At 38.0% G+C, this 26,523-nt stretch carries 21 protein-coding genes and 1 riboswitch; of the genes, 19 read left to right on the top strand and 2 right to left on the bottom strand.

Annotation, left to right across the window (positions count from 1 at the left end; translation table 11 throughout):
- Positions 1–79: 79 nt before the first annotated feature.
- From ACTJIP_RS15215 to ACTJIP_RS15125, 19 genes are all read left to right on the top strand, one after another.
- Positions 80–403 carry a DUF6660 family protein gene (locus ACTJIP_RS15215; RefSeq protein ID WP_077413541.1) on the top strand — a complete coding sequence of 108 codons (324 nt, stop codon included), beginning with the start codon at positions 80–82 and terminating at the stop codon, positions 401–403.
- 147 nt (positions 404–550) lie between these two features.
- Positions 551–4,912: a CusA/CzcA family heavy metal efflux RND transporter gene (locus ACTJIP_RS15210; protein WP_440704802.1), complete on the top strand. Its 4,362-nt coding sequence runs from the start codon at positions 551–553 to the stop codon at positions 4,910–4,912.
- Positions 4,913–4,958: 46 nt separating this feature from the next.
- Positions 4,959–6,188, top strand: coding sequence for an efflux RND transporter periplasmic adaptor subunit (locus tag ACTJIP_RS15205; RefSeq protein ID WP_428169224.1), 1,230 nt, complete (start codon positions 4,959–4,961; stop codon positions 6,186–6,188).
- Positions 6,189–6,320: 132 nt separating this feature from the next.
- Positions 6,321–7,202 carry a bestrophin family protein gene (locus ACTJIP_RS15200; protein WP_180565029.1) on the top strand — a complete coding sequence of 294 codons (882 nt, stop codon included), beginning with the start codon at positions 6,321–6,323 and terminating at the stop codon, positions 7,200–7,202.
- A 16-nt stretch (positions 7,203–7,218) separates the two neighbouring features.
- A complete protein-coding gene (locus ACTJIP_RS15195; protein WP_180565030.1) occupies positions 7,219–8,115 on the top strand; it encodes a cation diffusion facilitator family transporter in 897 nt (298 codons plus the stop codon).
- Between the two features lie 17 nt (positions 8,116–8,132).
- Complete coding sequence (locus tag ACTJIP_RS15190; RefSeq protein WP_077413546.1) at positions 8,133–8,552, top strand: Fur family transcriptional regulator; 420 nt, start codon at positions 8,133–8,135, stop codon at positions 8,550–8,552.
- Between the two features lie 44 nt (positions 8,553–8,596).
- On the top strand, positions 8,597–10,579 hold the full coding sequence (locus tag ACTJIP_RS15185) for a heavy metal translocating P-type ATPase (RefSeq protein ID WP_077413547.1): 1,983 nt from the start codon (positions 8,597–8,599) through the stop codon (positions 10,577–10,579).
- A 779-nt stretch (positions 10,580–11,358) separates the two neighbouring features.
- On the top strand, positions 11,359–11,721 hold the full coding sequence (locus ACTJIP_RS15180) for a hypothetical protein (protein WP_077413548.1): 363 nt from the start codon (positions 11,359–11,361) through the stop codon (positions 11,719–11,721).
- 209 nt (positions 11,722–11,930) lie between these two features.
- Positions 11,931–12,206 carry a YHS domain-containing protein gene (locus ACTJIP_RS15175; protein ID WP_440704801.1) on the top strand — a complete coding sequence of 92 codons (276 nt, stop codon included), beginning with the start codon at positions 11,931–11,933 and terminating at the stop codon, positions 12,204–12,206.
- A complete protein-coding gene (locus ACTJIP_RS15170; RefSeq protein WP_440704800.1) occupies positions 12,193–12,870 on the top strand; it encodes an SCO family protein in 678 nt (225 codons plus the stop codon). The genes ACTJIP_RS15175 and ACTJIP_RS15170 overlap by 14 nt, the downstream gene beginning before the upstream one ends.
- Positions 12,871–13,057: 187 nt before the next feature.
- The gene (locus ACTJIP_RS15165) at positions 13,058–13,732 is read left to right on the top strand and encodes a superoxide dismutase (RefSeq protein ID WP_317169702.1); all 675 of its coding nucleotides are present in this window, start codon (positions 13,058–13,060) and stop codon (positions 13,730–13,732) included.
- A gap of 4 nt (positions 13,733–13,736) precedes the next feature.
- On the top strand, positions 13,737–14,108 hold the full coding sequence (locus tag ACTJIP_RS15160) for a hypothetical protein (RefSeq protein ID WP_175627179.1): 372 nt from the start codon (positions 13,737–13,739) through the stop codon (positions 14,106–14,108).
- Positions 14,109–14,306: 198 nt separating this feature from the next.
- The gene (locus ACTJIP_RS15155) at positions 14,307–15,137 is read left to right on the top strand and encodes an MbnP family protein (RefSeq protein ID WP_219072097.1); all 831 of its coding nucleotides are present in this window, start codon (positions 14,307–14,309) and stop codon (positions 15,135–15,137) included.
- A 16-nt stretch (positions 15,138–15,153) separates the two neighbouring features.
- Positions 15,154–16,179 carry a cytochrome-c peroxidase gene (locus tag ACTJIP_RS15150; protein ID WP_440704799.1) on the top strand — a complete coding sequence of 342 codons (1,026 nt, stop codon included), beginning with the start codon at positions 15,154–15,156 and terminating at the stop codon, positions 16,177–16,179.
- Between the two features lie 12 nt (positions 16,180–16,191).
- Positions 16,192–17,139 carry a transporter gene (locus tag ACTJIP_RS15145; protein ID WP_219072099.1) on the top strand — a complete coding sequence of 316 codons (948 nt, stop codon included), beginning with the start codon at positions 16,192–16,194 and terminating at the stop codon, positions 17,137–17,139.
- 90 nt (positions 17,140–17,229) lie between these two features.
- Positions 17,230–17,414, top strand: a riboswitch (cobalamin riboswitch).
- 109 nt (positions 17,415–17,523) lie between these two features.
- Positions 17,524–19,554, top strand: a complete 2,031-nt coding sequence (locus ACTJIP_RS15140; protein WP_440704798.1) for a TonB-dependent receptor plug domain-containing protein — start codon at positions 17,524–17,526, stop codon at positions 19,552–19,554.
- Complete coding sequence (locus ACTJIP_RS15135; RefSeq protein ID WP_180565033.1) at positions 19,551–20,684, top strand: YncE family protein; 1,134 nt, start codon at positions 19,551–19,553, stop codon at positions 20,682–20,684. The genes ACTJIP_RS15140 and ACTJIP_RS15135 overlap by 4 nt, the downstream gene beginning before the upstream one ends.
- Before the next feature lie 14 nt (positions 20,685–20,698).
- Entirely contained in the window at positions 20,699–21,892 is a 1,194-nt protein-coding gene (locus ACTJIP_RS15130; protein ID WP_440704797.1) for a cell surface protein, read from the top strand.
- A gap of 28 nt (positions 21,893–21,920) precedes the next feature.
- Positions 21,921–24,179: a DUF5074 domain-containing protein gene (locus tag ACTJIP_RS15125; RefSeq protein ID WP_440704796.1), complete on the top strand. Its 2,259-nt coding sequence runs from the start codon at positions 21,921–21,923 to the stop codon at positions 24,177–24,179.
- A 169-nt stretch (positions 24,180–24,348) separates the two neighbouring features.
- Here the strand turns inward: ACTJIP_RS15125 and ACTJIP_RS15120 are convergent, their stop codons facing one another.
- Both ACTJIP_RS15120 and ACTJIP_RS15115 read right to left on the bottom strand, forming a co-directional pair.
- Entirely contained in the window at positions 24,349–25,137 is a 789-nt protein-coding gene (locus ACTJIP_RS15120; RefSeq protein WP_077413559.1) for a T9SS type A sorting domain-containing protein, read from the bottom strand.
- Between the two features lie 221 nt (positions 25,138–25,358).
- Positions 25,359–26,132, bottom strand: coding sequence for a T9SS type A sorting domain-containing protein (locus ACTJIP_RS15115; RefSeq protein WP_077413560.1), 774 nt, complete (start codon positions 26,130–26,132; stop codon positions 25,359–25,361).
- Between the last annotated feature and the right edge of the window lie 391 nt (positions 26,133–26,523).

The raw sequence follows: 26,523 nt of genomic DNA, 5'->3' as shown, positions 1-26,523 counted from the left end.
GAAGAATATCTTGATTTTTATCATATATTTAAAATCACGGAATTCATCCATTTTAGAAAAAATCTCTACCTTTGTCACAATGAACCTCTTAAGATGGATACTGGCGATTTACTTCCTGGCATTATCATTAATGCCATGTGAAGACACGTCCCATCCATTGAATACAGGCGATAATAAGATTGCAGTAAGTATTAATGGTGCTCATTCTACAGAGAAAGGAGATATCTGTTCTCCGTTGTGTGCGTGCAGTTGTTGTCAGATGACAGTTTCAGCATTTAAAATGGATGCTTTATTAGAAATTCCGGAGCAGATTCCGGCTTATTTTTCTAAGAAGATCTTATTTCACAAAAACGACTTTGCTTACCAGATTTACGATCCTATCTGGCAGCCTCCTAAAATTTAATTTTTATTGATTTTTAGAAAGTTATACTTTCTAATGATAAACTGTGCTTGAAACTTTGCAATACCATTGCAGAGGTTTTCAGGATATTTTTGCTGCAGTATTTTATACTGTGTGCATTCACTTTTCAATAAAAATTACATATCAATCGTGTTAGATAAAATCATAAAATTCAGTATTAAAAATAAGGTGATTATTGGCTTGATGACCCTGGTACTGATCATCTGGGGAACATGGAGTGCCACCAGATTGCCAATAGATGCTGTACCGGATATTACCAACAACCAGGTGCAGATCATTACCGTATGTCCCACTTTGGCAGGACAGGAAGTTGAACAGCTGGTTACCTTTCCCATTGAGCAGAGTATTGCCAATGTTCCCGATATTCAGGAAACAAGAAGTATTTCGAGATTTGGACTCTCTGTCATTACAGTGGTGTTCAAGGAAAATGTTGATGTTTACTTTGCAAGACAGCTCATTAATGAACAGCTGAAAAGTGCAGTGGAAGAAATTCCAAAAGGAGTGGGAACTCCGGAGCTGGCTCCCGTAAGTACAGGTCTTGGAGAGGTGTACCAGTATATTCTTCACCCTAAAAAAGGAAGCGAAAAGAAATACAATGCCAAAGAACTCCGAACCATGCAGGACTGGATCGTCCGAAGACAACTGAACGGAACTCCCGGAGTTGCTGAGATCAACAGTTTCGGAGGTGAATTAAAACAATATGAAGTGGCTATTGATCCCAATCGTTTAAAAGCAATGGGAACAAGCATCACTGAAATATTTACAGCGCTTGAAAAAAACAATCAAAATACAGGAGGAGCTTATATTGATAAAAAGCCCAACGCTTATTTCATCCGTGGAATAGGATTGGTAACTTCTCTCGAAGATATTAAAAACATTGCTGTTAAAAATGAAACAGGAAGCGTTCCTATCTTCATAAAAGATGTAGCTGATGTTCGTTTGGGAAGTGCTGTTCGTTACGGAGCATTAACGTATAATGGAAAAGTCGATGCTGTAGGTGGAGTAGTCATGATGTTAAAAGGTGCCAACAGTAATGAAGTGGTCAGCAATATCAAAACAAAAATTCCGACTATACAGAAATCTCTTCCGGATGATGTTATTATAGAACCATTTCTGGACAGAACAGACCTTGTAGACAGAGCGATCAATACCGTACAGAAAAACCTCATCGAAGGAGCTTTGATCGTTATTTTCGTGCTTGTAGTTTTCTTGGGCAATTTAAGAGCCGGGCTTATCGTAGCTTCGGCCATTCCGCTTTCCTTGTTATTTGCATTAGGAATGATGAATGTTTTCGGGGTAAGTGCCAACCTGATGAGTCTTGGAGCGATAGATTTCGGATTGATTGTAGATGGTGCGGTTATCATTGTAGAAGCCACATTACACCATTTGGGAGTAAGGAAATCTGTCCGCGCATTAACGCAGTCTGAAATGGATGAAGAAGTATTCCTTTCCGCATCAAAGATCAGAAGCAGTGCTGCATTCGGGGAAATCATCATTCTTATTGTATACATCCCGATTCTTACATTGGCTGGTGTAGAAGGAAAAATGTTTACCCCAATGGCAAAAACAGTAGGATTTGCTATTCTGGGAGCTTTGATTTTATCCCTGACTTACATTCCAATGATGAGCGCTTTGTTTTTATCCAAGAAAATTTCCCATAAAGAAACATTCTCTGATAAAATGATGAACAGCCTGCAAAAGGTATATCAGCCATTATTACAGAAAGCAATAAAAGTAAAATATATCATCGTTTCAGCAACCGCTGTCGTTTTTCTTCTCTCAGCATTTATCTTCAAAAATATGGGAGGTGAATTTATCCCGCAGCTGCAGGAAGGTGATTTTGCATTTCACTGTATTTTACCACAGGGAAGCTCATTGAGCCAGAGTATAGAAACCTCTATGCAGGCATCAAGAATTATCAAACAGTTTGATGAGGTGAAAATGGTTGTCGGGAAAACTGGTTCTGCTGAGGTTCCTACAGACCCGATGCCTCCCGAAGCTACAGATATGATCGTGGTATTAAAACCGCAGAGCGAATGGAAAACTAAGAAATCCTACAACGAACTGGCGGATGAGATCAGTGAAAAGCTTGAAACAATTCCCGGAGTGTTCTTTGAGAAAAATCAGCCTATTCAGATGCGTTTCAATGAACTGATGACCGGAATCAGGCAGGATGTTGCCGTAAAAATTTTCGGAGAAAACCTGGATTCCTTAGCAGTATATGCAGATAAAGTAGGAAAAATCATTCAGACAGTAGACGGAGCTACAGCCCCTCAGATTGAAAGAGTGAGTGGTCTTCCACAGATTAACGTGCAGTATGACAGAACAAGAATTGCTAATTATGGATTAAATATCGAAGATGTCAACAATGCAGTAAGTACAGCCTTTGCAGGAAAAGCTGCCGGACAGGTTTTTGAAAATGAAAGACGTTTTGATCTGGTAGTCCGTCTGGACAGTCTTCACAGAACTGATATTTCAGATGTGAATAACCTGATGATCACCTCTAGTACAGGAGTCCAGATTCCATTATCGCAGGTAGCGAATATCAGTTACAAACTTGGGCCTGCACAGATCAGCCGTGAGCAGGGAAAACGTAGAATTGTTATTGGATTCAATGTAAAAGGCCGTGATGTGGAAAGTGTGGTGAAAGATATTCAGGCAAAACTGAACAAAGTGAAACTTCCTTCAGGATACTATTTTACTTACGGAGGTCAGTTTGAAAATCTGCAGGAAGCAAGCAAACGTCTGATGATTGCTGTTCCGGTATCATTGCTTCTTATTTTTATGCTGCTGTATTTTACCTTCCGCTCATTCAAACAGGCAGCGTTGATTTTTACAGCGATTCCTATGAGTGCGATCGGTGGTGTATTTGCGCTTTTAGTGAGAGATATGCCGTTCAGTATCAGTGCCGGGATTGGATTTATTGCTCTTTTTGGAGTTGCAGTGCTTAACGGAATTGTTTTGATCGGAACATTCAACCAATTAGAAAAAGAGGGTGAAACCGATATTCTGAAGAGAGTATTTGAAGGAACGAAAACCAGATTGAGACCGGTATTAATGACGGCAACAGTAGCCTCACTGGGATTTTTACCAATGGCTATTTCTACAGGTGCCGGTGCTGAAGTACAGAAGCCTTTGGCAACTGTAGTGATTGGTGGTCTGGTAACAGCTACATTCCTTACACTATTTGTTTTACCGATGCTGTATATCATTTTTAACACGAAAATTTTGAAAAGAAAAAGTAATAATACGGGAATGTTTACGGCGGTTCTTGTTGTAGGATTTATGATGCTGGGACAGACTTTTAAAGCACAGTCCAGACCTATTTCTGTAGAACAGGCGGTAGAGCAAGCAGTGAATAATAATTTAACCCTGCAGTCAAAAGACTTAAGTATTAAGTCTGCTGAAGCTTTAAGGGCAACCGCAAAAGAACTCCCGAAATTAAGCCTTGAAGCTCAGCTTGGACAGTATAATAGCCCAAAGTTTGACCAGTCGTTTGCAATCTCACAGAGTATTCCTTTTCCAACACTTTTTAAAGCAAGAAAAGACTTAATCAATGAGAATATTAAAAGCAAACAGATTGATAAGGAAATTACAGCGAATGAACTAGTAAAACAGGTGCGTACTTACTATTATCAGATTGAATATTTACAGTATAATAAAGCTCAGTTGACGAGGCTGGACAAATATTATGAGGAATTCATCAGAATTGCAACCGTAAGATTCAAAGCGGGTGATATTAAAAAGATAGAAATCAGTACTGCAGAAACCCAAAAAGGAGAAATTGATCTGCTGCTCAGACAAAATGAAGTCTTTCTGAATAATGCCTATAAGAATTTAAAGACCCTTATGAATACGTCAGAAAATCTTGAAGTTCCGTTTAACAAAGATTATGTTCCTTTAAAAGCAGAAAATGTACTCGACAGTGCAGTGGTAGCCAACAATCCGTCTGTAAGAGCCTTTTACCAGGAAATGGAAATTGCTGAGAAAAATAAGAAAGTTGAAAAATCTCTTGGACTCCCTGATTTCAGCTTAGGATATACCAACCAGTCTTTGATTGGTCTTCATACCATCAACGGGCAGGAGAATTTTTATAACTCAGGGAAACGTTTTCAGTCGGCAACGGTAGGAGTGGCTATTCCTTTGACTTTTGGAGCGACAAAAGCTAGGATTCAGGCTCTGGAATATGACAGACAGGTTGCAGAAACCAATGCGAAAATGCGGCAGAAACAACTTTCCGCACAGTTGGACAATGCGTTCAGTCAATACCAGCAGGATATTCAGCAGTATGATTATTACATAAGTCAGGCGTTGCCAAATGCTGAGAAAATTGTAAAAGCGGCCCAGTTAGGTTATAAAACAGGAGAGATCTCCTATGTCGAATATCTTTTTGCCCTGCAGACGGCTACAAACATTCAGCTGAAATATCTGGAATCTATCCAGCAGGTGAATCAATCTGTAGTAACTATTAATTCAATCATTAATAAATAATATAAAAGCGCTGAAATACAGTATCAGACAAAATACATTCTTAGATATGAAACTCAAATATAATATCATACCCCTTATCCTCATTTCACTATTACTGACAAGTTGTGGAAAAAAAGAAGCTTCAGAAGAAAAAGCTCCTGAGAAAACAGAACAGAAAGAACAGGCACATGAAGAAGCTCCACAAACTATAGCCTCACTCACGGAAGAACAGATGAGGTCTGTAGGAGTGGCTTTGGGAACCGTAGAAATGAAAGAGCTGACATCAACGATAAAAGCCAACGGTTTGCTCAGTGTACCGAACAGTAATAAAGCAACCATCACTTCCCTGTACGGAGGAATTATCAAAACCATCAATATCCAGGTAGGAAGTATCGTGAAAAAAGGACAAGTCATTGCAACCATTGCCAACCCGGAATATATCCAGCTTCAGGAAGATTATCTGACTACCAACAGCAGAATAACCTATGCAGAACAGGAATACAGAAGACAAAGAGAGCTTTTTGATAATGATGCAGGAGCCAAGAAGAACCTTCAGAGTGCCGATGCAGAACTGAAAACCTTAAGAACAAAAAGAGCTTCCCTGTTGAAACAGCTTCAGATGATGGGAATAAGCCCTGGAAAAGTAAACAATGGAAATATGAAATCCGGTCTGGTGATCACAGCACCTATCAGTGGAACGATCAGCAGTATTACAGCACAGATCGGAAGCTATGTAGATATCTCTTCTCCCGTAGCTACAGTGATTGATAACGGCTCCATCCATCTCGATCTTCAGGTGTTTGAAAAAGATCTTCCTAAAATGAGAGTGGGGCAGATTGTTCATTTTAAACTGACCAACAATCCGGAAACCGAATATGATGCAAGAATTTACAGCATAGGATCTTCTTTTGAAAATGAAAGTAAAACTATTTCCATGCATTGCGAAGTGATCGGAAACAAATCCGGACTGATTGACGGAATGAATATCACCGGAATTGTAAGCCTTGATAAAAGTACAACCCCGGCAGTTCCTACAGAAGCCATTGTAGAAGCAGACGGGAAATATTTTGTATTTGTTCAGACCGATAAAAAAGCGGAAGAAGAGCATGAAGAAAAAGGCAAACCACATCCGAAAACCTTAAACTTTGAAAAAATAGAAATAGTGAAAGGAACATCTGATATGGGATATACCGCGATAACCCCGGTGGGGAATATTCCTGACAATGCAAAAATAGTAGTGAAAGGAGCATTTTTCGTGAATGCCAAACTGGTTAATTCAGGAGAACACGAACATTAATGAAAGTAGCCGGAACTAGTAAAATATCGATTTTTATCCTTAAATTAGAGCTGTTTACGTAATTTTTATTGAATGAAAACGGTTGGGGAAAACTCAAGATAACCTCACCGAATTTTAATAAATAACCCAATTATGTTATTAAACAAAAAAATATCAGTCTGGTATTTCATCCGTGAAATAAAAAGCCAAATCCTGTTTATCGGAATGTTTGCCATAGCCATTGGCCTTTTGGACGAACTGCCATGGTTTCGCAAGATCTCACTGCCGTTGAATATTCCTGCTTTGCTGGGAACGGCTGTATCATTGCTTCTGGCATTCCGTACTTCCCAGTCCTATGAAAGATGGTGGGAAGCCAGAACTGTTTGGGGGGCAATTGTTAACGATTCCCGGACTTTTGTAAGGTTGATTATTCAGTTTATGCCGGTGGGAAATGACAAAATAATAAAAGATTTTGCCGAAAGACAAATTACCTGGACGTATGCACTTGGGGAATCTTTGAGAAAACTGCCGTTTTCTGAAAAAGTTCAGCAATATTTGGATCAGCATCAGATCAAAGGAACCAATATTCCCAATGCAATTCTGGACGAACACTCCAGACAGCTGAAAGAAATTGCAGCTTCCAAAGGATTGACCGATTTTCAGCAGATGCAGCTGAATGATATCATCACAAGGCTCTGCGACAGTATGGGGAAATGTGAAAGACTGAAGAATACGGTTTTCCCACGTTCTTACAGTGTTTTAGTTCATATTTTAATCTATGTTTTTGCGGCAATTCTTCCCTTTGGACTTGATGATTCACAGCTGTTGGTAGAAATTGCCATTACTTTCCTGGTTCCGGTGACATTCATTGCTATTGAAAAAACATCCATCATCATGCAGGATCCGTTTGAAAATGGTCCTGTAGACACTCCGATGACTTCCCTGGCGCAGACCATAGAAATCAATATCAGGCAAATGATCGGTGAGCAGAATGTTCCCCCTAAAAAAGAAAATACATCTTATTATGAAATGTAATTAAACCATACACCATATGGAAAGCACACCAACACAAATTGTTTCTGCAGGAAGCAGACATAAAAAGAACCTCCTGATCGTACTCTGCCTTAGCGGAACCTATCTCATTGCTGAGGTAATAGGAGGAATTGTTACCAACAGTCTGGCGTTATTGGCTGATGCAGCCCATATGCTGACAGACGTTGTAGGATTGTTACTGGCATTTATCGCCATCAAAATTGGAGAAAGAAAAGCAGATCCTTCAAGAACATATGGGTATTACAGGACAGAAATATTGGCAGCCGTAATCAATGCGGTGGTTTTACTGGCTATTTCGATCTATGTTTTATTTGAAGCTTACAAGCGGTTTCAAGATCCGCCGGAAGTACAAAGTAAATCCATGCTGATTGTAGCAGGAATCGGATTAATCGTCAATATTGTCGGAATGATGATTCTGAGAAAAGACTCAGAAAGCAGCTTAAATATGAAAGGCGCGTATTTTGAAGTACTTTCAGACATGCTGACCTCTGTAGGAGTGATGATAGCAGGAGTGATTATGCTCACAACAGGCTGGTACTACGCCGATCCGTTGATCTCAGCCGCAATTGGATTACTGATCTTCCCAAGAACATGGAGACTGTTGAAAGAAGCCATTAATGTGTTGCTTGAAGGAACTCCTAAAGAAGTGGATATTCATGAACTTCGTAAATCTCTGGAACAAGCTCCGGGAGTGAAAAATATTCATGACCTGCATGTATGGTCACTGACATCAAGCGTCAATGCTATGAGTGCTCATGTGGTAAAAGAAGCAGCATATTCTCAGAATCAATTGTTAAAAATATTGACGGATACTACTGTGAATAACTTTAAAATCAGTCATACAACTTTTCAGATAGAAGATGAAGGCTATGAAGAAAATGAAGTCCATCTGTAAAAAATTAAAAACTTACAATGAAAAAAGATATAGAACACAAACTCATTGATAAAAATACCAAACCTACCAGTATGAGGATTTTGGTATATGATTTTTTAAGCTCTCAGGAAGCGGCTTTATCCCTTTCTGAAATAGAAAATTATTTTGACAATGCTGACAGAATTACCATCTACAGAACATTGAAAACCTTTGAAGAAAAAGGAATTGTTCACAGCATTCAGGAAAATACAACCACAAAATACAAATTATGCGAAGACGATTGCGATGAAAAAACACATAAAGACTGGCACCTGCATTTCTATTGTAAAATATGCAAACAAACCACCTGCAAAGAAGATATTTCCTTTCCTGAAAACATACAGACCAATTTCAGGATTGATGAAATACGACTCTTTGCCAAAGGAATCTGCGAAAACTGTCTTGAAAGTTTGCAATAGCATTGCATCAGTCTCACGTTTAAATTTGTATAAAAATATCAGTTATGGAAAAATGCTGTAGTACAACCCCGGAAAAGCCCGATACAAAAGGGCACAAACATAACCATTCAGAAGGAGATGGACATGACCACGATGGCCATGATCATTCTCACGATTCCGCAGATCAGACGGTCTTTCAGATGTTTCTTCCTGCCATTATATCCTTTGCGATCTTATTATTGGGAATTGCCTTTGATAACTATATAAAACCCTTATGGTTTACTGGCTGGGTACGTTTGGTATGGTTCCTGGCGGCTTATATTCCCGTAGGATTCCCTGTATTGAAAGATGCCTATAAAAGTATCATCAAAGGAGATGTGTTTTCAGAATTCTTTCTGATGAGCATTGCAACCATTGGGGCTTTTGTCATTGGAGAATACCCGGAAGGAGTAGCGGTAATGCTCTTTTATGCCGTAGGAGAAGTATTTCAGTCTATGGCAGTGACCAGAGCCAAAGGAAATATAAAAGCACTATTGGATCAGCGTCCTGATGAGGTAACCGTGATGGAAAATAATCAGCCTAAAACAATGAAAGCTAAAGAAGCTAAAATTGGAGATATTATTCAGCTGAAACCCGGTGAAAAACTGGCTCTGGATGGAGAACTGCTTTCAGATTCAGCTTCATTCAACACGGCGGCCTTAACAGGAGAAAGTAAACCTGATACCAAAAATAAAGGCGAAGTCGTTCTTGCCGGAATGATAAACATGAACAGTATTGCTTTGGTTAAAGTAAATACGGCCTATGAAGACAGTAAATTGAGTAAAATTCTGGAACTGGTTCAGAATGCCACAGCGCAGAAAGCTCCTACCGAATTATTCATCAGAAAATTTGCTAAAGTATATACCCCTATTGTAGTATTTCTTGCCATAGGAATCTCTTTACTGCCCTATTTCTTTGTGAGCGATTATCAATTCAGAGACTGGCTGTACAGAGCATTGATTTTCCTTGTCATTTCTTGTCCTTGTGCATTGGTAATCTCTATTCCGTTAGGGTATTTCGGAGGAATCGGAGCCGCAAGCCGAAACGGAATTTTATTCAAAGGAAGTAATTTCCTGGACAGCATTGCAGAGATTCAGAATGTCGTGATGGATAAAACAGGAACGATGACAGAAGGTGTATTCAAAGTTCAGGAAGTAAGCATGAACCCTGAATTTAACAAAGAAGAAATCCTTCAGATGGTCAATGCCCTCGAAAGTAAAAGTACCCATCCGGTAGCAACAGCTATTCACAATTATGTAGGAGATATCAATCACGCCATTCCTTTAGAAAATGTAGAAGAAATTGCCGGTCACGGACTGAAAGCGACTGTTAACGGTAAAGAACTTCTGGTAGGGAATTTTAAGCTGATGGATAAATTCAGTATCAGTTACGATACCAACCACTCCAGTATTGTTTACACCGTGATCGCAGTAGCTTATGACAAAAAGTTCGTAGGGTATATCACGATTGCTGACAGCATAAAAGAAGATGCTAAAGAAACCGTAGACAATCTGCATAAAATGAATGTAAAAGCTACGATGCTGAGCGGTGATAAAGGAACCGTGGTGAAATATGTAGCAGATCAGCTGGGAATTGACAATGCATTTGGAGATCTGCTGCCTGAAGATAAAGTAAATAAGGTTAAAGAAATCAAAGCTAAAAACCAAACGGTAGCTTTCGTAGGAGACGGAGTGAATGACGCACCTGTAGTTGCTTTAAGTGATGTGGGAATTGCGATGGGAGGTTTAGGAAGTGATGCCACTATTGAAACAGCTGATGTCGTGATTCAGGATGATAAACCGAGTAAAATTCCAATGGCAATCAACATCGGGAAACAAACGAAAAAGATCGTTTGGCAGAATATCATTCTTGCCTTCGCGGTAAAAGCAGTTGTTCTTATCCTTGGAGCAGGAGGGTTGGCAACCATGTGGGAAGCTGTTTTTGCAGATGTGGGAGTCGCATTGCTGGCAATTTTAAATGCAGTGAGAATTCAGAGGATGAAATTTTAAAAAGCAAATAATAAGCACAACTAAATTATATTCAATAAAGGCTCTGCTGAATTTCAGCAGGGCTTTTGTTTTAAATTATACATCATACCAGCCATTCCATTGAGATCCATATTATGCTATTGAGACTCCTACGAAGTGACAAGGAGACTGCCTTCGCTTTCCGTATAAACTATGACTGACAATTACAACTAGTATAAAATGATACCCATAGTTTGTCATTCTGTAAGAATCTAATGATCAGTCTCATTATTATCAGTTTTAAATTTTATTGCAGATAAAATCTTCGCGCCTTAAAACAGCAAGTATTTTAAAAAAAACTTGCGTCTTTGCGTTTCCAACATCACATCAAAACTTAATTTAGAAAGGTAATAGGTTTTTTGTTGGATAAACGCAAAGGTGCAAAGAAGATAAAAATTGTGTTGTTTTTAAGGGCGCAAGAAAATCAAAGATTTTCAGCTAGTTTACTTCTTAATTGAATGTCTTATTCAAAAACATTAAGTATTCGGAAACATTTTTAGCGCCTTTATGATTTCAACAAAATAAAAAAGCTCTGCCAAAAACATCAGCAAAGCTTTTATCAACAAGATTAAATTGAATATAAAGAACTAAATTTTAGTTTAGGTCTAAAGTTTCAATCAAAGTTCGGGATAATATTATATCGGTGACAGGCACAGTTTTGTAATTTTTATGGGTAACAGTAAACAACCATAATGACATTCATCATAAATCTATTATAAAACAATTTTGAAGTAGTATATTTGTAACAGAGAACTAAAACGTTGAGGTTATTCATTTCCATATTCATCATTTTTACCGTTGCAGTACGTCCCGTTTTGCCATTGGTAAACTATGCTGTGAACTATGATTATATTGTGAAAAACCTTTGTGAGAACAGAAACGTACCCCAATCAACATGTAAGGGAAAATGCTACGTGGAAAAAGAACTGTCAAAAACAGAAAAACAGTCCAATAGCTCCCAAACAATAAAGATTGCAGGATTAGATGTTTTTATTTCTCATGATATCCTTTCTTTTTCTTCTCTTTTGAATTCGGAATCTCTTTCTGAAATTCCTGATTCAAGCTATTTTAATTCTCATTCTTCAGAATATTTTTCCAGGATATTCCATCCTCCGTTGGCTTAATTTTTATTATAAACTATGTTTTTAGTTGATAAAATAGAAGTGCTTAAAACTTTTATTAATAAGTCATTAAAGATATATTCTACAATTAAAATGAATAATTGTAAGCTGTTAGAATACACTATTTCTTTTTGAAGAATTCTGTGTTTTTTCAGACTTATGCATTGTGCCATAATTTTATTTAACATTATTAATTTCAATTTAACATTAAAATGAAATCTCTCATTATTATGACTGCCCTGCTGTCCATATCAATACTGTCGTGTGCCAAGGAAACGCCTCAGGTAAAGCATGCAAGCCATATGGACTCTTCAGGAAAGAAAATAGAAAATATACTGGTCGTAAATGAAGAAGATCCGATCTGTCACATGAAGACTGCCGGATCTCTTAAAGATACAGCAGTATATAAAAATAAAACGTATGGTTTTTGCAGTGTTTACTGCAAGGATGAATTCAAAAAAAGCCCTGAGAAATATGCCCAAAAATAAAAAAACCAATAATAAAAGTAAGGTAATCATACCGATCGCATTATTTGCATTGCTTTTTCTGGGAATAGGGATAGGAATGGGGTATTTTAAAAAGAACCTTTATACCGTGATGAAAGTTCCCGATTTTGAACTGACGGATCAGAACAGCAAAAAAATCACTAATAAAGATATGTTGGGTAAGGTATATCTTGTAGAGTTTTTCTTCAGCAAATGTCCTACAATATGTCCGGTGATGAATACCAATATGAAGGCTATTCAGAACCAGGTCAATGATCCCAACTTCGGCATCATTTCCATCAGCATTGATCCGGAAAATGATACCCCTGAAGCTTTAAAAGAACATGCTAAAAGAATAGGGGCGACATCTCCCAACTGGCATTTCCTGACAGGAAACCGTACATACATTGGTGATCTTGCTGATAAATTTAATATCTACGTAGGTGACAAGGAAGATGAAGGAGAAAGCCTGAACCACAGCGGAATGATTGCCCTGGTAGATCAGAATGGAAATATCAGATGCAGATATAACAAAGAAAATATGCCGATTCTGTATTATTCAGGATTAAATTATGGAGATCCGGAAGGTAAAACACCTCTGCTGACGGGAAAGTATCACCCTGACAGAGAAATCCTGATTGAGGATATTAAGAAATTATTGAAATAAGGGAGATGGGAGCGCGAAGCTGGAAGCTGGAAGTTCTTCCAGACGGTAAAGCTGTAGCGGTTTTTAGATAGCTATAGAAGTAAATAGAAGTTGAAGGATTTATACTTTAATGCCAATTACTTCCAGCCTCCATCTCCCATCTTCCAGCTTAGCAAAAAAACATTGTTCAACCATAAACAAAAACGTTATGAAGATTTTGAAAATAGCTGCTGTAACTGCAGTTTTCGCGGCCCAGTTTACACTGGCTCAGTTTAAGCAGACACCTCTGCCATACGCTTATAATGCTCTGGAAGGAAATATTGATGCCCAGACTATGGAAATTCATTATTCAAAACATGCGGCAGCATATGTAGCTAACCTGAATAAAGCAATTACAGGAACTCCACAGGAAAAGGAAACGTTGTTTCAGATTCTTTCCAATGTTTCAAAACTGCCTGTTGCAGTAAGAAATAATGCGGGAGGACATTATAACCATGAACTGTTCTGGACTGTTCTGACCCCTCAAAAAAATACACAGCCTTCTGCAAAATTAGCAAAAGCCATCACTGAAACTTTCGGAAGTATAGATGCTTTTAAAGAAAAAATGGCTAAAGCCGGAGCGGATCGTTTCGGTTCAGGATGGGCCTGGCTTTCTGTAGGAAAAGATGGAAAATTGTTTGTTTCCTCTACTCCTAACCAGGACAACCCTTTGATGGATGTGGTAGAAGAAAAAGGAACTCCTATTTTCGGAATTGATGTCTGGGAACATGCTTATTATTTAAAATATCAGAACAAAAGAGCAGATTATCTTACCGCTATCTGGAACGTGACGAACTGGAAAGAGATCAGCAGAAGATATGACGAAGCTTTAAGTAAGAAATAGTCTGATGAAATTATTTTACAGCATACTTTTTACTTTATATATGGTGCTAAGACCTTTGGTGCCAGTGGTAGAGTATGCTGTAAATTATGATTATATCATTAAAGTTCTCTGTGTGAATAAATCCAGGCCAGAAATTCACTGCAATGGAAAGTGTTACTTGAGCAAAGAGCTGGCAAAAGCCAATAACGAGACAGAGTCTACTCCTTTCAATAAAATAAAAAACTCAGGACAGAAAATTCTTGATATATATACATTGCCTGAGATAACAGAGGTTATCATTACTGGAAAAATTATACTTTCCAATTTCAACTTTATCTATGAAACAGCATATTCTTTTCTGTTTCTGACTCATATTTTCAAACCACCGGTTTTTTAAGTTAAACCATCACTATTCAACCACAAAAGTCACAAAGCTTACATCAATTAAAAATCAAAGATTTAAAAAAGTGTAAGTGTTCTTATTGTGCATAAAATCTATCACTTAAAAACTTAAGTGTAGGAACTTTTGTGCCTTTTGTGGTAAAAAAGAATGTTTTCACATTACATAATTAGTATTCAACTTAAAAAATCAACAATGAAAATCTATAAATTTTTATCACTATTCTTTATTGCCTTTACTTTATTCTCTTTTGCAGCCTGCGAAAGCAGCAGGGATGACGAAAATCCACAGGATACCACACCCGGAAAACTTCAGATCAAATTTGAAAACGGATTTAATAATGTAGGAGATGTTGTTTTAAATCAGACGGTTCAGACTTCTTCTCAGGGACAAAAACACAATTTTTCGGCTTTAAAATATGTCATCAGTAACATATCACTGATAGACGAAAACGGAAATGAATTTAAATACAATGAAAACAATCCTGATAAAGGCGCTTTCATAGTAGATCAGGCGGATGCGGTAGCCGGAATTATATACCTGAATCTGGATGGTATTCCGAAAAACAATTATAAGAAAATAAAATTCGGATTGGGAATCAGCCAGAAAGCCTACTTACTGGGACAAGATGGTCAAGCGGAATTCTGGACAAAAGCCAAGCAGAAAGGGCTGACGTGGTCATGGGCTGCCGGGTATATTTTTGTGAAACTGGAAGGGAAATATGGAAATGATGCCCCTTCAAAGGAATTTATGAATCATACAGGAAATATGGGAAATGTTACCGCTAATGAACAGGCTGACCTATACCGTGAAATCACATTGAATCTTCCGACAACAGCAAGAGTGACGGGACAAATTCGTCCTTCTGTCCATATTCTTGCGGATCTGAATCAGTTTTTGAGTGGAGATAAAGCGCTTACCCTTACTACAACTAATGATATGTTGATGGGCTCAAACCAGCATTTGGTAGACGTTACCAATAACCTTACCAAAATGTTTAAAGTAGACCACGTTCACAATGATTAATTTTCTTATTAAAAGGATGTTGGTTCTGCTTGTATTGATTATGAGCTGTATTTCCTGTTCTGATGAGGTGATTCAGCCACTGGAAAAAGATGAAGCATACAATCTGCAGTTTCCTTCTTATTTTCCGGAAATGACTTTCGATAAATCAATCAATCCGGTAACCAAAAACGGAGTAGAGCTGGGCCGAAAATTATTCTATGAAGGAAGACTTTCCCGAAACAATACCATTTCATGCGGCTTCTGCCATATTCAGGAAAATGCTTTCACCCATCACGGACATACCGTAAGCCATGGTGTGGATGACAGAATAGGAATCAGAAATGCGCCACCCATTCAGAATATGGCTTTTTTGAAAAGATATATGTGGGACGGTGTTATTCATAACCTCAATGAACAACCGATAAGCCCTATTACAGATGTCAATGAGATGGACAGTTCTATACCGGAAGCCATTTCAAAAATAAAAGATGATCAGAAATATAAAAAACTTTTCAGGGAAGCGTACGGAGATGAAACCATTACCGGAGAAAGAATTCTAAAAGCACTGTCACAGTTTATGGCTTCTTTAATTTCTGCAGATTCAAAATATGACAGGTTCAGGCAGGGAAAAGAGCAGTTTACTTCTACAGAATCTCAGGGAATGGCTTTGTTCGGACAGAAATGTGCCTCTTGCCATAGCGGAGAATTATTTACCGATGAAAGCTTCCGTAATACAGGAATGTATTATAACACCGAGTTCAAAGATGCAGGGCGTTACAGAGTTACTCTTAATCAGGTAGACTGGATGAAATTCCGTGTTCCAAGTTTGAGAAACGTAGAATATACAGCACCTTATATGCATGACGGAAGGTTTTACACATTAGATGCTGTACTCAATTTCTATTCAGAACAGGTGGAAGATAATGCGAATCTTGATCCTCAGCTGAAACAGAATGGTCATACAGGAATAGCCATGAATAGTCAGGAAAAACAGTCGATTATTGCTTTCCTGAAAACATTGTCCGACAAAAGTTTTATATCCAATCCAAAATTTGCAGAATAAATTATAGAAAACATGAAGAAGATTATAGCAATACTATGTTTAATGGTATTTAGCCTGAGCCAGGCAAATCTGGTTAGAGACAGTATGTATATTGCTCAGAATGGCTTTAGCAGAATTGATTTTGATGATGACTGTGATGCATGCGGTTGTGCGGCCGGTAACGGATCATCCGGTTTTGAATCTTTGCTGAATCCACAGTTTATCGGAATCAAATATTTTGCACAGCATTACAAAGCAAAAGAAAATTTATTTGTAAAAGATCTTACACAGGATCAGTATTTTAATACCTTACAGCTTTGGGGAAAAATTCCATTGACTAAAAAACTAAGTGTATATGCAAGTCTGCCATTTCATTTTCATGAAAAAAGGACTATGCAGGGAGATATCAAAATCAACGGAATCGGAGATCTGAACCTGATGGGAATCTATCAGCTAATGAGCTCTAAAGATAATTTCCATCACGTGAGCGGAGGTTTGGGCGTGAAAATTCCTTTGGGAAAGTTTGATGAAAAAGGAGCATCCGGAGTCAATCCGAGTTTTCAGTTGGGAACAGGAAGCTGGGATTATCAGGCGGCTTTGAATTATAAATTTCAAAAGAATAAAGTAGCTGTATTGGTCAATACAGACTATACAATCAAAACGGAAAATAAGAAGAATTACCATTTCGGAAACCAGTGGAACTACGCTGCAACAGGATTTTATCAGGTTGCAGGAAATGAAAAATCTATCTTTTCTGTAAAAACCGGAGTGCAGGGAGAAGTGTATGCTCAGAACAAGCAGTTTGATGAAGCCCTGCCCAATACAGCCGGAAGTGCATTGTATGGGAAGATTGGGTTTGAAGCCTCTTATAAAAAACTGAGCCTGGGAAGTGAACTCATGCTTCCTATGTATACCCATTTGGCTGGTGGTGATATTGAAGCAAAATCCAGATTTAGTATTTTCCTGAATATCGGAATTTAAATAAAACCCCTTTTTAATCATGTTAAAGCTCCTTCGGGAGCTTTAATTGTTTATGAATCATGATTTTAATTGGGGGTTAGGAATAATTTTTTATCTTTGCCGAAATTTGGTGAGCCCTAAAAAGCTCTTAAAAGGGAATCCGGTGAAAATCCGGAACAGACCCGCTGCTGTAAGCTCCGCACCAAGATTTTTGAAGAATATATCCACTGTTTTTTAATGGGAAGGATTTCAAAAATGGAGTAAGTCAGAAGACCTGCCAGAAAATAATCGTTTGACGCTTTCGTGGAATAAAGCTTAGGACATCAATGATTCTGTGCAGTGACAGCTGTGCTTTGTCGTTGTATTCTTATATCCATTAGCGTCTTCATTATCCTAAATGAGCTAATGGCGGCAAAATTAACTATATCTGCAATTCATAAAGCTGTTTTCACAATACTGGTGTTAACATTTCATCTTTTGTCTTCTCAAACCAAAAAAGACAGTGTTCAGGAAGAATCAATCAAAGGGATCAACCTTTACAAGAAAAACTTCAAAGAAATTCTTCCGGCACAAACCCTGCAGGGCGAGCAGCTGGAAAGACTGAACAGTCATTCTGTAGCAGATGCTCTTCGGTATTTTTCCGGTGTTCAGATCAAAGACTATGGAGGGATTGGCGGATTGAAAACCATTAATGTCCGAAGCCTCGGAAGTCAGCATGTAGGCGTTTTCTATGATGGAATTCAACTGGGAAATGCACAGAACGGACTGGTAGATCTGGGAAGATATTCTTTGGATGATCTGGAAGAAATATCATTGTATAACGGGCAGAAAAGCGAGATTTTTCAGCCGGCAAAAGATTTCGGTTCTTCGGGATCTATCTATTTACAGCCTAAAACGCCTGTATTTAAAGGAATAAAGAAAACCAATCTTGTGATAAGAGCAAAAAGTGCCTCCATAGACCTTTTTAATCCGTCATTCCGATTGGAACAGAAAATTTCAGACAGAACTTCTGCCAGCTTCAGTGGAGAATTTCTGCAAAGTGATGGGATTTACAGATTTCGGTATGCCAAGAAATATCCTGATGGACAGCAGGCTTATGATACGATTGCAAAGAGGCAGGACTCAGATATCAAAGCGAAACGTTTTGAAACTTCGTTAAACGGAACTTTAAATAACGGAAGCTGGAATGTAAGAGGCTATGGTTATATTTCAGACCGTGGAATGCCGGCTCCTATTGTGAATGGCCGTTTTGGAGGAAGAGGAGCAAGACTTTCTGATGAAAATTATTTCGTGCAGGCCAATCTTCGGAAAAAACTGTTTCCCAGATTTGAAACTCAGCTGAAAGCAAAGTTTGCCTACGATTACACTCATTTTATGGATACTGTTCGCTCGCAGTCTATTATTCATACCGATAACACCTATATCCAACGAGAGCTCTATCTTTCCTCATCCAATATCTATTCTATCACATCCAATTGGGATGTCAGTCTGAGCGGGGATTTTCAGTACAATAATCTGGATGCCAATCTGGATAACTTTTCTTATCCTACACGTTACACTACATTGGTTGCATTGGCAACAACGTATCAGTGGAACAGATTCAAGATCCTGGGCAGCCTTTTAGGAACTTTTACTTTTGAAGAAGTAAGAAAAAATAAAAGACCCGGAGACAGCAGAGAATGGACCCCCGCTGTATTTATGAGCTACCAGCCTGAAATAATTCCTGAACTTACTTTAAGAGCTTTCTATAAAAGGATTTTCCGACTGCCAACCTTCAATGATCTGTATTACACTAATATCGGAAATACTTACCTGAAGCCGGAATTTACCAATCAGTATGATGTAGGATTTACGTATCAGAAGAATTATAAAAACCGATTCTTTACATCCTTTTATGCTAAAGTAGACGGTTATTACAACAAAGTACAGGATAAGATTGTTGCAGCCCCTAACGGAAGTATGTTCCGCTGGCTGATGATGAACCTTGGACGGGTTGAAATCATAGGTGCTGACGTGAATGTTCAGGCAGAAATGCAGTTAGGAAAAGTAAAACTGAGACCCTTGCTTTCCTACACTTACCAAAGTGCAAGAGATATGACAGATCCGGAGGATACATTCTACCAAAATCAGATTCCTTACACACCATGGCATAGTGGCTCCTTCACCCTGATGGCGGACTATAAAGACTGGAGTTTCAATTACAGTGCGATGTATGTAGGAGAAAGGTATGATGTGAACCAGGACAACATTCAATACAATTATGTACAGCCTTGGTATACCCATGATCTGTCTGTTCAGAAAAAATTCAACTGGGCGAATCATCAATTTAAAGTAAACCTTGAGATGAATAATATTTTCAACCAATATTATGATGTAGTGATCAATTATCCGATGCCGGGAAGAAACTTTAAACTTATTCTAAACTTTACCTTATGAGAAAACTAAACTTTTACTTTTTATTTCTTGTCTTAGCTTTTCTTAGTTCATGCCGTACGGATGATATTATTGTCCGCCAGGAAGTGGTAGAGGGACTTCCATCAGAAAATACAGCAATCAAAGGTTTCTACATGCTGAATGAAGGAAATATGGGAAGCAACAAATGTACCTTGGACTTTTTTGATTATACCAAAGGAACCTATTACAGGAACATCTACGCGGAGATTAATCCGAATGTTGTGAAAGAACTGGGAGATGTTGGAAATGATATTAAGATCTACGGAAGCAAGCTGTATATTGTTGTCAATGTTTCCAACAAGATTGAAGTGTTGGATGCCAAAACAGCCAAACGTATTACTTCTATTCCATTACAGAACTGCCGTTATTTAACCTTTAAAGGAGGGAAAGCTTATGCCAGCAGCTATGCAGGTCCGGTAGCGGTTAATCCAAAAGCACCCAAAGGAAAAATTGTGGAAATTGATACAGTTTCTCTTTCCATCCAGCGTGAAGTGGTAGTAGGGTATCAACCGGAAGAAATGGAAATTGTAGGGAATAAATTATTTGTGGCCAATTCCGGAGGATACAAAGCTCCTGATTACGACAATACCGTTTCTGTAATAGACCTGAACACTTTTACTGAAATCCAAAAATTAAATGTTGCGATTAATCTTCACCACATTAAAAAAGATAATTACGGTGATCTGTACGTGAGTTCAAGAGGAGATTATTATAACGTTCCTTCCAGCCTATACCTTATAGATGCAGCAACAGGAATTGTTAAAAAAGATTTCCACCTCGCAGTGAGTGAAATGACAATCGTTAATGATAAACTCTATTTCTACGGAAATGAATTCAATTACAACACGCACAGCTATAAGAAGAGCTTTGGGATCATTGATGTAAAAACAGAACAAATTATTGCCAACAGCATTTTTGACAAAGAATACGAAACTGCGATTAAAACACCTTACGGAATTGCTGTAAACCCAATCACAGAAGATATCTATATGACAGATGCCAGAAATTATGTTTCTATGGGATTTGTCTATTGCTTTGATAAAAACGGACATTTTAAATGGAAAACAGAAGGCGGAAATATCCCTGCCCACTTTACCTTTTTATACAAATAACCAAACTTTAAGAAATGAAGAGAAATACCTTTACTTATTTAAAAATCGGAGTTTTATCATGTTTCCTGGCAGGTGTAATAGCCTGTAAGCACGATGATGAAGAGGAGTTTACCTTTAACGGTCTTGATGATTCTTATTCCATTGAACGTTTAAAGGTTTTGAGTATTCCAACCAATGCTTCAGGATCGGTTACGTGGAGTATCAATGATTCTATTATCTCTCAAAATTCAGAACTTGAATTTATCAGCCCAACAGCAGATGCTTATCCGCTGACTTTAAAAATTAATAACAAAGGAAACGAACAGGTTTATCATTCTAAAATCATTGTTACCAAAGAGAAAACACCTTACAGTAAATATATTGCTAAAGTATTGGAATTCCGTCCTGCTGTAGGACAGTTCATGAATGAAATTCCGGAATATATGCCTGGAAATACCGCTGCAAATATGCTTCAGAAAGCAAACGAATCGTTGGTGGGAGGTAATTCTACCATGATCAGTCTGGGCGGATATGGCGGATATGTGGTTTTCGGTTTTGATCATACCATTCCGAATTTGAACGGAAGGGATTTTAAAGTGTTAGGAAATGCATTCTTTGGAAATGATGCCAGTGATCAACGTTCAGGATCATGTGAGCCGGGAATTATTATGGTAGCCTACGACAGAAACAAAAACGGAAAACCTGATAATGATGAATGGTATGAAATTGCAGGCAGCGAATATTTTAAAAACGCAACAGTAAAAGATTACAGTATAACGTACCATAAACCTGATGAAAATAAAACACCTGTAGCCGGAACCGAATTCTGGCAGACCGATGTAGAATATATCAAGTGGAATGATAATCTGGGGAATCAAGGTTTTAAAACAAAAAATACGTTCCATGCACAAAGCTATTATCCTTTATGGTTTACCGATAGTTCTTACGGCTTTTCGGGAACAAGACTGGCAAACAATTTTTACGATCAGAATGGTGACGGATCGTATTGGGTAGGAAAGTCATATGATTTCGGATACGCTGATAATGCTCCGAATAATGACGAAGCTTCCAATATTGATATTTCATGGGCTGTAGACAGAAACGGAAAATATGTGAAACTTCCCGGGGTAGATTTTATGAAAATATATACAGGAGTCAATCAGGAAGCTGGCTGGCTGGGAGAAGTTTCTACAGAAGTGGCAGGAGCCTACGATTTACATTTCAAATAATAATTCAATCTATTTAAATTAATAAAAAATGAAAAAGTTTTACCTTTTTATGATGCTTTTTCTGTTTGCATGTCTATCAAATGCACAGATAAAAGTTCAGGGCGTACCCAGAAATGATATTTCGGGGATCAGCAAGCTTAATACCACCACAATCAGTTTTTCTGATATTCAGTATTGGGTAGGATCAGGAGCTAACCAAGCTGCTTTTGTAGTGCAGTGGAACGACAGTAAAAACCCTGACGCTATGGTTTGGGGATTCAAATGGGACGGGAATGCTACAGGTGAAGATATGCTTAAAGCTATTGCTAAAGCAGATCACAGACTTTACACATTGCTGTATCAGGGAACACAATTTGGGTCAGCAGTAGGAGGAATAGGTTTTGACATAAACGGTCAAGGTACCAATGCACTGATCAAAAGCGGAAATGCCACTTATCCGTTATATCCGGTGAATGGTTTCGTTAATACAACAGCTTATGATTTTGACAGTTATACCATCGTAGATGCTGCCAACGATCACTGGCAGTCCGGATGGACGGTTAACGGGTATTGGTCTTATTGGGTAAAAAACCCTGCAGATGCTGATTTCGGATATTCCAGCGTAGGAGCTTCTTCACGTGTATTAGAAAACGGCTCATGGGATGTCTGGAACTTTAACGTAGGCTTTAATTCTACCCCAATTTCATCTACGCTTACCCCTGTTTCTCCTTATGTAGCATCCAATAACTTTACCAACGGATATTTCATGGTGAACGAAGAATGGTTTGGTCATACCAACGGTTCTGTGAACTTTATTGACAATAACGGTCAGATCAATTACCGTGTGTACAGTAATGCAAACAACAACCAGGCTTTCGGTGCAACTACACAATATGGAACCATCTATGGAGACAAATTCTATTTTGTATCAAAACAGGCTGCCGATGGAGGAGATACTCAATATACTCCGGGAGGAAGACTTGTTGTAGCTAATGCACAGACTATGCAGAAAATTGCCGGGTTTAATAACATTGGAGGCGGTGATGGAAGGTCATTTGTAGGAGTAAATGAGCACAAAGGATATATTGGTACTTCTACCGGAGTTGTTCTTTTCAACATTGATAATTTACAGGTAGGTTCTTTAATTGCCGGAACTGGCGGCAGCGGACAGATTGGAAATATGATCCGTACTTCACAATATGTATTCGCAGTGAAGCAAGGTGTAGGAATTTTAGTAATTAATCCTAATACAGATACGGTAGTGAGTACCATTGCCGGAGGTTTCTATTCTGTTGCTCAGGCTAAAGACGGAAGCGTATGGGGAATTCAGGATCAGAAGCTGATCAGCATCAATCCCACTACTTTTGCCACACAGGTTTACAATATCCCAACAACGAAATACATTGGAGACTGGGGAGCATGGAATGCTGGTAAATTTTCAGCAAGTAATAAAGAAAATGCCTTATACTGGATCAATTCAATCAGCAGCTGGAGTTCAGGAACACAGATTGTAAGATTTGACGTTACAACGAAAACATTTAACGAAAACTTTGCCGCAATTCCAGGGCAGACAGGACAATTTAAGCAGATTCCTTACGGTGCAGCTCTTCGTGTAAATCCTGTTACCGGTGAACTTGTTCTGAACACAACAGAAAGCGGATACGGAGCACACTATCAGAAGAACTGGATCCATACTTATAATATGGCCGGAGCTCTTATCAGTACAAAAACTTTGAATGATTACTATTGGTTCCCGGCATTAACGGTATTTACCAATAACTCAGCTCCTGTTGTGAGTAACGTTTTACCTTCACAGGTTACAGCAGGAAATACTACTGCGATTGATTTGAAATCAATAGTTTCTGATGCAGACAATATGACTGTTTCGGTTGTAAAATCCATCAAATCAAACAGTAATCCTACAGTAGTTTCTGCAGTAATTAATGATAATGATGAGCTGGTTTTAACACCACTTGTTGCAGGTACATCTGATATCGTGATCAGGTTTAACTCAAATGGTAAGTTAGTAGAAAAAACGCTTACAGTAAACAGTACTACTTCAACTTTGGCAACTGCTGAGGTTAAGAAACTTGAATTTGGTATTTATCCGAATCCGGTTACTGATATTCTTACCATCAAAACACAGGAGAAAATCCAGAATGTTTCTATGTATGATGCTTCAGGAAGAATGGTTAATGCGCAGCTGAACAACGGACAAATCAATGTAAGCGCGCTTCCAAAAGGTATTTATATTTTGAAAGCCATTACAGATAAAGCGGTATATCAGCAAAAAGTAATTAAAAACTAATACTATTTTAGATAGCAAGTCTTGTTAATATAACCCTGGCCAGTTTTGGTCAGGGTTTATTAATGAAGTGATAGAGATTTTTTTATCATGAAAAATAGTAACACATTATTCCTAATAAAAAACCCGGCAAACTTGAAAAGCCTGCCGGGTTTGATCTGTTGTGGATATTTTATTTGATGATTACCTTTTTAGAGTAGGTTTTTCCTTCTTTCGTAGTAAGGTTCATGATGTATACTCCTTGTGGCTGCTTTGTTTCAAATGTATTTGATGTCAGCTTGGAACGGAATACTTCTTTTCCTGAAGTATTGGTAAGACTAACCTCCGAACCTTGTGTAGAAATATTTTTGTCAAGAGTAAACTGTCCATTCTGACTGTGAGCCATGAAATTGATGAACGGATCTTTGTACTGATATCCATAGTATACTCTAAGCTCACCACCAATATTTAGTAATCCTGAATTCACATTGATTTTGATACGGTCAAAAGGAATGTTCATGGTAAGTTCAATCTCACCTTTGCTTGGGTCTCCAGCTCCAAGGTTGAGCAGGCTGGTACTAAGATTTTGGCGATCGTTGTTGGAAACATCTCCATTGAATGTCTCAATTGATACACCTCCCAATACCTGAGCAGATAGTGGAGTACCATTTGAACCAATTCCAATGACAAGCTTATTGGTGTTATTGGCGATATTGGTCGTTGGGAAGATCAATGTCTGTTCCGTTCTCGCCAAAAGGCCTACTGAAACCTGGATAGTAGAGTAGTCAGTTTCGTTACTTCCTACTGCATTTTGAGGATTCAATACTCCGCAGCCTAAGCATACTCCCAATACCTGGTTGGTTTGGCTGCTTACATAGGTTTTCACAATCTGTGCAAAAGACATTGTGCTTGTTAAAAATAGGAATGATGCCAAAACTGCAGCTTTCATGGTGCGTTGGCCAAGTAATAAATAAGTTTTCATATGTAGAAAAATTTTGGGTTTTAGTTTCGTGTAAATTTATAAATAAAATGATTATGTTGCTTATTTTATTTCATATTTATGTGATTTGTTAATAATTTATTGATATTTATAATTATGAATTTATTTTTACTTAATAATTTGTTTTTGTATTTCGCTGAAAATGAATGCAAAAAAATACGGTAGCTTAAAAGTCTACCGCATGTATCATATCGCTTATTTTATTATTTAATTAAAATTTTTCTGGAATATGTTTTTCCTTCTTTAGTCTGCACATTCATTATATAAACTCCTTCAGGCTGTCTCGGTTCAAAAGTGTTTGATTGTAATGTAGAACGAAATACTTCTTTACCAGAAGTGTTGAATAATGTGACTTCTGAGCCTTCTGCCGGAACATTTCCTCCAAGTGTAACCTGTCCGTTTTGACTGTGGGCCATAATGCTGATCAATGGATCCTGATAAGCATAATAAATTCGGAATCCGCCGCCAAGACTCAGTACACCTCCCGTTAAGCCTATTCTTATTCCGTCATAAGGTTTTGTCGGCTTGAATTCTACTGTTCCTCTGTTTGGTATTGCTCCCAGTTTAAGAAGACTTACATCTATCGTTCTGCGGTCCTCATTAGAAGTGCCTCCATTCATAGTTTCAAGAGTTACTCCACTTAATAACTGTACAGATAATGGAATGTTGTCTGTACCAATTCCTACAACCAGTCTTGTGTCTGATCTTAGGTCAGGAAAAATCAGTGTTTGTTGAATTCCACCCAACAAAGCTGTTCCCAATACCATTGTTGAATAGTCATCTTCGTTATACCCAACTGCATTCAAAGGATTCTCGATGTGACATCCCAGGCAGGCTACACCAAATACACCTGAGCTTTGAGCGTGTGCATAAATTCTGTTTTGTGCAAAAGATAATGTGCTGGTTGAAAATAGAAATAAAGCCATTAATCCGGCCTTAAAAGAGAATCGGTTTCCCAGAAGTAAATTAATTTTCATGTTATTTATTTTTATTGTGAATAGTTTTAGCCAAATTTAAGGATTAATAGACCAAGTAAAAAATAATATTTCCATTATTGGTGATGTTTTTAATGAAATTTAATATGGTCTTGTTATCGGATGACAAAGACTATTGATTCTTTGGATTGTATAAGAGGAAGATGCAAAAATTGAAGAGTATCTTTTGTTGGGTATAATTCAATGGAGGATTCCCAAAATGATAGGGTAGTGTGGTAATTTAGGAGATCCGGTGATTAAATAAGTAAGATACTGCCGGGTAAAGATGGTCCGAATGTATGTATAAAACAAAAAAAGGACTTTCGAAAAAATCCTTTTGTAGCCCGTAGGGGAATCGAACCCCTCTTACCAGAATGAAAATCTGAGGTCCTAA

The sequence above is a fragment of the Chryseobacterium sp. 22543 genome (assembly GCF_052044565.1).
In the GTDB taxonomy this organism is placed as follows: domain Bacteria; phylum Bacteroidota; class Bacteroidia; order Flavobacteriales; family Weeksellaceae; genus Chryseobacterium.
Note: the sequence above shows the minus strand (reverse complement) of the source record. Positions and strands in the feature narration are given on the sequence as shown.